We start from the raw sequence: 7,474 nt of genomic DNA on the forward strand, positions 1-7,474 counted from the left end.
CGGCCGATCTTAGTGTTCGGGTCGCTGATCATTTCACGCCACTGGGCAATCCAGCCGGGGAGGCGGCCGATGGCGAACAGGACGGTGAACATCTTCTCCGGGAAGCCCATGGCCTTGTAGATCAGGCCGGTGTAGAAGTCCACGTTCGGGTAGAGCTTGCGCTGGATGAAGTAGTCATCGTTCAGCGCCTTCTCTTCCAGGCGCAGGGCGATGTCCAGCAGTTCGTCGTTGCCGCCGAGCTTGGTGAGGATCTCGTGGGCCGTGGCCTTGACGATCTTGGCACGCGGATCGTAGTTCTTGTAGACGCGGTGTCCGAAGCCCATCAGCCGGACGCCGTCTTCCTTGTTCTTGACCTTCTCCATGTAGTCCTCGGGCTTGGTGCCCTCGGCCTGGATCTGGCGCAGCATCTTCAGCACGGCTTCGTTGGCGCCGCCGTGGGCGGGTCCGAAGAGTGCGTTGATACCGGCGGAAACGGAGGCGAACAGGTTGGCGTTGGAGGAACCCACCAGGCGCACCGTGGACGTGGAGCAGTTCTGCTCGTGGTCGGCGTGCAGGATGAGGAGCAGGTCCAGGGCCTTGGCGACGACGGGGTCAACCTCGTACTGCTCGGCCGGCAGGCCGAAGCTGAGGCGCAGGAAGTTCTCCACCAGGTTGTGGGAGTTGTCCGGGTACAGCATGGGCTGGCCGATGGACTTCTTGTGCGCGTAGGCGGCGATGACGGGCAGCTTGGCCATCAGGCGGATGGTGGAAACTTCCACCTGCTCGGCGTTGAACGGGTCCAGCGAGTCCTGGTAGAACGTGGACAGCGCGGACACTGCGGAGGACAGGACGGGCATGGGGTGCGCGTCGCGGGGGAAGCCGCCGAAGAAGCCCTTCAGCTCCTCGTGGAGCAGCGTGTGGCGCCGGATCTTCTGGTCGAACTCGTCCAGCTCGGTGGGCGTGGGCAGGTTGCCGTAGATCAGCAGGTAGGACACCTCGAGGAAGCTGGAGTGCTGCGCCAGCTGCTCGATGGGGTATCCGCGGTACCGCAGGATGCCCGCATCGCCGTCGATGTAGGTGATAGCCGAGGTGGTTGCTGCGGTGTTCATGAAGCCGGGGTCAAAGGTGACTGCGCCCGTCTGCTTCAGCAGCTTGGAAACGTCGTAACCTTCGTTTCCTTCAATAACCTGGATGCGCGGGAGCTTGAGCTCGCCTCCTGCGTGGAGCAGGGTAGCCGCGTTGTTGGTCTCAGTCATGGAGTCCCCTTCATGAGGCTCTCTGGGCCTCTGTCGAAAGCTTGATCCAACATCAGGTGAGCCGCGCACTGACCCTGAGAACACAGGTTCCAACACCCGGGCTGCCTTCTTGTAGAAAGCCACCATTGATAGTCACTTAAAAAGTACCGCTCCTTGGCGGGTGTCACTAATCCGAGACAGCCTAAAGTCCCCTAAAATGCGGGCGGTGTGGCGCGAGTCACACGATTGTTACGCGGCTTTTTGCTACCGGGCTTCCTGCAGCCGGGCCACTGCGGCGTCAATCCGCTTATCGGTTCCGGTGAGGGCGACCCGGACATAACCGTTGCCTGCCTCGCCGTAGAAGACTCCCGGGCCCACCACGATGCCCCGTTCTGCCAGGCGCGCCACCGTGTCCCAGGTGTCTTCCCCTGCCGTGGACCACAGGTAGAGCCCGGCATCTGAATCCTTGATTTCCAGGCCGAAGTCCAGCAGTGCCGGAACCAGCCGCTCCCGCCGGCCCCGGTAGAGGTCCTTCTGGGCCTCGACGTGCGCGTCATCGCCGAGCGCCACGCGCATGGCTTCCTGCACGGGGTAGGGAACGATCATGCCGGCGTGTTTGCGGCTGTTGACCAGGTTGGGCATCAGGTCCGGATCGCCGGCGACGAAGGCGGCACGGTAGCCCGCGAGGTTGGACTGCTTGCTCAATGAGTAGACGGAGAGCAGGCCCTGGTGCGATCCGCCTGCCACCCGCGGGTCCAGGATGCTGGGGACGGACTGGCCGCCGCGCTGCACATCCCAGGTTCCCCAGCCGAGTTCTGCGTAGCATTCGTCCGAGGCCACCACGGCCCCCAGCTCCCGGGCCTGCTCAACCAGCGCTTTCAAGGAGTCTGCGTCGCGGACGCTGCCTGTCGGGTTGCCCGGGGAATTGACCCAGATGAGCCGGACGCGCGCACGGGTGGCGTCGTCGAGCTCGTCCAGGTTGTCGGTGGCAACGGAGGTGACGCCGGCCAGCGTGGCGCCGATATCGTACGTGGGGTAGGCCACCTTGGGACGTACGACGACGTCACCCGGCTTCAGTCCGAGCAGCAGCGGCAGCCACGCCACAAGTTCCTTGGAACCTACCGTTGGCATGATGTTGCGGGGATCCAGCCCGGCCACGCCGCGGCGGCGTTCGAACCAGCCGGCGATGGCTTCCCGAAGCGCCGGTGTGCCGTGCACCGTGGGGTACCCCGGCGCGTCGGCAGCAGCCTTCAGGGCATCCTGGACCAGGGCCGGGGTGGGGTCCACGGGTGTGCCGATGGACAGATTGACGGCACCGCCGGGGTGCTCCGATGCCTTCGCAAGATACGGCGCCATGGCCTCCCACGGGTAATCGGGCAGGTCAAGGCCAAACGTAGTCACTGCTGCGGTCACCTTTTCTGCGTCAGTGGTCTTGGTTCTGCGGGGGCAGCGCGGCGATCATCGGGTGGTCCTTGCCGGTGTTGCCGATCTTGGCGGCGCCGCCGGGTGAACCGAGGTCGTCGAAGAACTCCACGTTGGCCTTGTAGTAGTCGGCCCACTCGTCGGGAGTGTCATCCTCGTAGTAAATGGCCTCGACCGGGCAAACGGGCTCGCAGGCGCCGCAGTCGACGCATTCGTCCGGATGGATGTACAGCGAACGCTCACCTTCATAGATGCAGTCGACGGGGCATTCCTCGATACATGCCTTGTCCTTGACATCTACACACGGCTGCGCGATTACGTACGTCACGTCCCTGGCCTCTCCACGTTGGTTCCGGCAACCCGCCGGTTCTTGCATCCGGCAGCTCTGGCCGGACTCTTGACATCTGAGCCTATTATCTCCCAGGCCGTTCCCGCGAACCTAGCCGGGCCGCCTAGTATGAACTGGTGAGTCAGCCCCCTACCCCCGCAGGGTTCCTTTCCGCCGCCGCACCCGGAACACGGGTGGTGGTGCGGTACCGAATCGAGGACGGTCTGACCGATGCGCTCGGCCACCTGGTCTCGTGCGACGCCGGTGCGTGCACCGTCCGCACCCGGCGGGCCGACGTCGTCATTCCCCTTTACCTTGTGGTGGCCGCCAAGCAGGTCCCGCCGGCGCCGGAGCGCCGCCGCCCCGCGGCACCGTAAAGCGCGCCGTCACTGCGCTGGGACTGCCGCTGCGGCCCGAACCCGGGCTTCAGTGCGCCCGCCGGTACGCGGCAAGAGCTTGGTGAACCATCCGCACGAACTCCCCGGGCTCGCCGACCAGCATCTCGAACGTTACGCGGAGCGTGGGAACGCCCCGGACAACAGTGATGTTCCACCGCCGCCGGTCCTCCCTGTACGCCTGCCGGCTGCTGTGATGGGCATACCCGTCCGTCTCGATGCCCAGCAAGCCGTCAACGAGGAGGTCAAGGTGTCCCATTCCGGGAATGTTGACCTGGAGCTCGACTGTCAGACCGGCTTCTTCCAGCAGGTACCGGGCCATCGTCTCGATGATGGAGCCGGACTGGGGCCGGATTCTTGCCACCAGCCCTAACAAGGCCTTCTCCCGTGCCGCTGGAAACCGGCCGCGCAGTTCCGAAAGTTGAACCAGGCCCTGTTTGACCGCCGATTCTGCGATAGTCAGGCCTTCGAGCGGCGGCAGGCATCGCAGCGATTGGCCCACGATGTCCAGGTGCGTCAGTGGCAGGTGGCTTCGATGCACCACGCAACCGTTGATGTGCCTGCCGTGGCGAGCGGCCAGATGCGGCTCGACGGGCCTTCGTACGACCCACAGCCCTGCTGCTAGGGCGGCGGTCACGCGGCCAGGCACCGCATGATGGCGACCGGCGTGGACTAAAAAGGGATCCGCGCCGGGCAGCGCATAAACACCCCTGGCCACTCTTTGAACGGATGCATCCAACAGGCCGGCTTCGAGTGTCCGGCGGGTGACGCCGGCCTGCCTCAGTGAGTCAACGCCTGCAACTCCGCCCAGCCCGGCCAGGGCATCAGAAACTGTTCGCATGACTGCATGATCCCCGTCACCGGGTTCCCGGGTACAGCAGGGACAGAAGCCATGTGGACAACGTCCGGGCGCAGTGGCCGCGGGGCTCGGTGCGCTGGGACTGCCGCTGCGGCCCGAACCCTGGCTTCACTACGCAGTCCGGTACAACATGGCAAAACAAAAGCTGCCGGCACGACGGCGGGAATCCCGCCTGCCGTACCGGCAGCTTTCAAAGAGGTCCTGAAGGACTAGGCCTTGGCGCGGGCGCGGTTGGCCTTGGCACGCTCGTTGGTGTCCAGGATGACCTTGCGGATGCGGATGGCTTCCGGGGTCACCTCGACGCACTCGTCCTCGCGGGCGAATTCGAGGGACTCTTCGAGGGTCAGGTCGCGCGGCGGCGTCAGGTTCTCGAAGGTGTCGGAGGAAGCGGCACGCATGTTGGTGAGCTTCTTTTCCTTGGTGATGTTGACGTCCATGTCGTCGGCGCGGGAGTTCTCGCCCACGATCATGCCCTCGTAAACCTCGGAGGTGGGCTTGACGAAGAACGAGCCGCGCTCCTGCAGGTTGATCATGGCGAAGGGGGTCACAACACCGGCGCGGTCGGCAATCATCGAGCCGTTGGTGCGGTACTCGATGGGGCCGGCCCACGGCTCGTAGCCTTCGGAGATGGACGCTGCGATGCCGGCGCCGCGGGTGTCGGTGAGGAACTTGGTGCGGAACCCGATCAGGCCACGGGCCGGAACGATGAATTCCATGCGGCACCAGCCGGTACCGTGGTTGGCCATGTTGGTCATGCGGCCCTTGCGTGCGGCCATCAGCTGCGTGACGGCCCCGAGGTATTCTTCGGGCACGTCGATGGTCATGTGTTCCATCGGCTCGTGGATCTTGCCGTCGATGGTCTTGGTGACAACCTGCGGCTTGCCCACGGTCAGCTCGAAGCCTTCGCGGCGCATCTGCTCAACGAGGATGGCCAGCGCGAGCTCGCCACGGCCCTGGACTTCCCAGGCGTCGGGACGCTCGGTGGGGAGCACCTTGATGGAGACGTTACCGATGAGTTCCTTGTCCAGGCGGTCCTTCACCTGGCGGGCGGTAACCTTGGCGCCCTTGACCTTGCCGGCCAGCGGCGAGGTGTTAATACCGATGGTCATGGAGATCGCGGGATCGTCCACGGTGATCAGCGGCAGCGGCTGCGGGTTCTCGACGTCGGTGAGGGTTTCGCCGATGGTGATGTCCTCGATGCCGGCGACGGCGACGATCTCACCAGGTCCCGCGGACTCGGCAGGAACGCGGTCCAGTGCCTTGGTGGCGAGGAGCTCGGTGATCTTCACGGTCTTGAGCTCGCCGTTGGCGCGGGCCCAGGCGACCTGCTGGCCCTTGCGCAGGGTGCCGTTGTAGATGCGGAGCAGCGCGAGGCGGCCCAGGAACGGGGAGGCGTCCAGGTTGGTGACGTGCGCCTGCAGGACACCTTCCGGGTTGTAGGTGGGGGCCGGGATGTGCTCGATGATGGTCTTGAACAGCGGCTCAAGGTCCTCATTGTCCGGGGCGGAGCCGTTGGCCGGCTGCTCCAGGGACGCGCGGCCAACCTTGGCTGCGGCGTACACAACGGGAACTTCAAGGACCTTGTCCAGGTCGAGGTCCGGAACTTCGTCCGCAAGGTCGGAGGCCAGGCCCAGGAGCAGGTCCATGGACTCGTGCACCACTTCGTCGATGCGGGCGTCGGGACGGTCGGTCTTGTTGACCAGGAGGATGACCGGCAGGTGCGCGGCAAGGGCCTTGCGCAGCACGAAGCGGGTCTGGGGCAGCGGGCCCTCGGAAGAGTCGACCAGCAGCACGACGCCGTCCACCATGGACAGACCGCGCTCCACCTCGCCACCGAAGTCGGCGTGGCCCGGGGTGTCAATAACGTTGATGGTGATGGTCTCGCCATTGGAGGACGGACCGTTGTAGGCCACCGTGGTGTTCTTGGCCAGGATGGTGATGCCCTTTTCGCGCTCCAGGTCACCGGAGTCCATCACGCGGTCTTCGAGGTGGTTGTGCTCGGCAAAAGAGTTGGTCTGCTTGAGCATGGCGTCGACCAGGGTGGTCTTGCCGTGGTCAACGTGGGCCACAATCGCGACGTTGCGGAGGTCACTGCGTGATGCAGTGGCTACCGCGGTGTTGGTGGTGGTTTCAGACATGCGTAATGGCTCGATTCAGTGGTGAAAGTCAGCTGTTGTATCGCGACATTTCCAACTGGAACGCACGACGGACAAGGCCCTTAGCACAGGGCACCTTCCCCCAGTCTACCGGCAGTGGCATTTATTGGCCTAAATTTCTGGCGGCCTAGGTACAGAGTGCACGCGCAGGGCCAGCGCCACGCCGAAAAATAGTGATGAAATCCACTGGCCTATCAGGCCGGCATGCCACATGATTGCTCTGACGCATCACGCACGCCGCATAACGCAAGCCCGGAGACACCACATGACAAAGGCCTCGGCCCGCACCCGCATTGGCGCATCCCGGGCCGCGGCCGCTCTGGCAGTGTCTTCCCTAATGGCCTTGTCCGGATGCGGCATCGCCGCCTACTCCCCCGGGATATCCTCCGCGCCGGCGGCCGCCGCTGCGGGCCATCCGCAGGACGGCGGGCAGCCCGCCGCGGTGGCTGCCGGTGCCAAGGTCCGGAATCCGGCTAATGGCCGGCTGGAAGCGGTTCTCCCCGAGATCACCCGGACAGTCCTGCTGATTGGGGACTCGCAGTCCGAACCGGCCGACGGCTGGCCCCGCCAGGCACTTGCGGCAGCGGGGTACAAGGTCTACTTCTGCGGGCGCGGCGGCACCGGATTCGTCTCCTCCAACGGCAGCACGGGCAACTATGTGGATGCCCTCCTGGAAGGGGACTGGCTGCTCCCTTCGGGGACTCCGGCCCTGATCGTCATCCAGGGCGGCGGCAATGACGCCGCCACCGGGGCGAGTGACACGCGGATTGCCGGTAACGCGGAAAAGCTGATCGCTGAACTTCAGGCCCGATACCCCGGCACCCGGATGGCGATGATCGGCACGTTGGCACGCGGCGCGGACCAGGGCGGGGGGCGCCGCAGTGAGGTTGACGCCTTGCTCGGCTCGGTGGCGGCGGCCCACGGGCTGCCCTTTGTGTCAGTGGGCGACTGGCTCACCCGGTACGGCCTGGCCAAGGATCTCGCCGACGCAGTCCACATGAATGCCGCGGGCCGCCAGTCGCTTGGAGCGCTGCTGGAGCGCCGGCTGCGTGAACTTGGCCTGGACCGAAACGCTGCCCCTGACACGGCACCGCTGCTGG

7 protein-coding genes are annotated in these 7,474 nt (G+C 65.2%); 2 read left to right on the top strand and 5 right to left on the bottom strand.

Annotated elements, in window-relative coordinates:
* The 3 genes from P2Q66_RS09315 to fdxA all read right to left on the bottom strand — a co-directional run.
* Window positions 1-1,235, bottom strand: a 1,235-nt coding sequence (locus tag P2Q66_RS09315; protein ID WP_275727477.1) for a citrate synthase, incomplete at its 3' end; no start/stop codon positions are given.
* Window positions 1,236-1,478: 243 nt separating this feature from the next.
* Window positions 1,479-2,627 (bottom strand): succinyldiaminopimelate transaminase, encoded by a 1,149-nt coding sequence (gene dapC, locus P2Q66_RS09320; RefSeq protein WP_275727479.1) that lies wholly within the window; start codon window positions 2,625-2,627, stop codon window positions 1,479-1,481.
* A gap of 10 nt (window positions 2,628-2,637) precedes the next feature.
* Window positions 2,638-2,964: a ferredoxin gene (gene fdxA / locus P2Q66_RS09325; RefSeq protein ID WP_009356972.1), complete on the bottom strand. Its 327-nt coding sequence runs from the start codon at window positions 2,962-2,964 to the stop codon at window positions 2,638-2,640.
* A 137-nt stretch (window positions 2,965-3,101) separates the two neighbouring features.
* On the opposite strand from fdxA, the gene P2Q66_RS09330 reads away from it, so the two are divergent.
* Complete coding sequence (locus tag P2Q66_RS09330) at window positions 3,102-3,341, top strand: hypothetical protein (protein WP_275727485.1); 240 nt, start codon at window positions 3,102-3,104, stop codon at window positions 3,339-3,341.
* A gap of 49 nt (window positions 3,342-3,390) precedes the next feature.
* On the opposite strand, the gene P2Q66_RS09335 is transcribed toward P2Q66_RS09330, so the two are convergent.
* Both P2Q66_RS09335 and typA read right to left on the bottom strand, forming a co-directional pair.
* A complete protein-coding gene (locus tag P2Q66_RS09335) occupies window positions 3,391-4,200 on the bottom strand; it encodes a hypothetical protein (RefSeq protein ID WP_275727487.1) in 810 nt (269 codons plus the stop codon).
* Window positions 4,201-4,427: 227 nt separating this feature from the next.
* The gene (gene typA, locus P2Q66_RS09340) at window positions 4,428-6,356 is read right to left on the bottom strand and encodes a translational GTPase TypA (RefSeq protein ID WP_079597340.1); all 1,929 of its coding nucleotides are present in this window, start codon (window positions 6,354-6,356) and stop codon (window positions 4,428-4,430) included.
* Window positions 6,357-6,639: 283 nt separating this feature from the next.
* Between typA and P2Q66_RS09345 the strand changes: the two genes are divergently transcribed.
* The coding region (locus tag P2Q66_RS09345) for an SGNH/GDSL hydrolase family protein (RefSeq protein WP_275727490.1) at window positions 6,640-7,474 on the top strand (835 nt) is incomplete at its 3' end.

Origin of the sequence: Arthrobacter sp. Cr_A7, from assembly GCF_029222765.1 — a bacterium.
Lineage (GTDB): Bacteria > Actinomycetota > Actinomycetes > Actinomycetales > Micrococcaceae > Arthrobacter.

Bases quoted from the DNA above. Each gene is read 5' to 3' on its own strand.
- typA (WP_079597340.1), bottom strand. From the start codon at position 6,356: ATGTCTGAAACCACCACCAACACCGCGGTAGCCACTGCATCACGCAGT.
- P2Q66_RS09335 (WP_275727487.1), bottom strand. From the start codon at position 4,200: ATGCGAACAGTTTCTGATGCCCTGGCCGGGCTGGGCGGAGTTGCAGGC.